Genomic DNA, 1,319 nt, shown 5'->3' on the forward strand with positions numbered 1-1,319 from the left:
GGCCGCCGTGTGTCCACGGGGTCTGCTCCGCGTCCGGGAGGGCGGGGCCGCTTCTCGGGTCGTGCTCGAACAGCGTGAAGGTGACCGCGTCGCCGGGTGCCGGGACCGAGCCCTCCCGCGGGGTGCGGCCGCTGCCCATGCCGCCGGTCAGCTTCACCCGCACGCTCCACGCGGGGCCGTCCGGGGCCGCCTCGCCGGAGGGGCGTTCGCCGTCGCCCGCCCACGGCCCCTGCGAGGGGACCCCGGCATGCGTGAGGCCGCCGCGGCCACTGGTATCGCCGAGGCCGTCCAGGTCGCCGAGGCCTTCGGTGTCGTCGACGTCGCTCAGGTCACTGATGCCGTCGGGGCCGCCGTCCGGGGCGGTACGCACCTCCACCAGTTCCGCTCCCTGCGCCGACTTCGCGTCCGCCAGCGCGCGGTACGCCTTCGCGCCCGGCTCGGCCTGCGGCAGATCGTCGGTGGCGATCGTGAGGATGGGCCGGGGCATGGGGCGGCGGCCGTCGGACCAGGTCATCTCGACGTCGACGACCGTGCCGGTGAACGCCTCGCCGGACAGCCGCCGCGCCGCCATGGAGAGGGGGTCGTCCAGCGCTTCCTGGGCGGCGAGCCGGGCCTGCGCGGTCTCCCGCCCGGCGAGCTTCTGGGCCGCGGCGATCGCGTCGTCCCGCTTCGGCTGCGGCGGCTCGCCCGCGCGGACCCGGTCACGGTGTCCGGTGAACGACCAGCGGTCCCGCTTCCACCGCTCCTCGACATGCGCGCCTTCGGGCAGGGCCCGCAGCAGGTCGAGCCCGCGCCACATGTCGTCCCAGGTGGGGCGGAGTTGGGAGGCGACCAGATCCCGTATCCCGGTCTCGGCGGCGGCCCGTTCGGACGCGGTGCGGGCCTTGTCGTAGCGGGCCTGGGCGGGGGCGAGGACGCGGTTGTCGAAGACCGGGTCGGTGGCCGGGCCGGCCGGGGGGCTGAGCAGGAGGCCGTCGGGGGCGCGGCCGGTCTGGGCGCGGGCGGCGGCGGTGGGTCCGTCGAGGCCGGGTGGCGGGTCGATCCAGCCGAGCAGGGCGCCGAGGTGCTGGTCCTCCATGGCGCTCTGGCCGGTGGCCCAGTGCCGGGTGAGCAGGTCGGTCATGGCGAGCAGGAGGCCGCTGCCCGGGGTGCGGGAACGCTCGGCGTAGTGGGTGAGCCAGCGGCCCAGCAGAGGTACGGGGACCGGCACCGGGTGCGGGGCGTCCGGGTCCTCGACGGTGCGCAGGAAACGGGTGGAACGGCCGACCAGCCGGACGTACTCCAGAGCGGCGCTGTTGGGCACGACGACCTGGAGGGCG

Annotated in this window: 1 protein-coding gene; it reads right to left on the reverse strand. The window is 76.4% G+C overall.

Annotation, left to right across the window (positions count from 1 at the left end):
• On the reverse strand, positions 1 to 1,319 hold a 1,319-nt coding region (locus AC13HU_RS37290; protein ID WP_483046437.1), incomplete at both ends, for a hypothetical protein.

The organism is Streptomyces sp. NH27 (assembly GCF_056859195.1).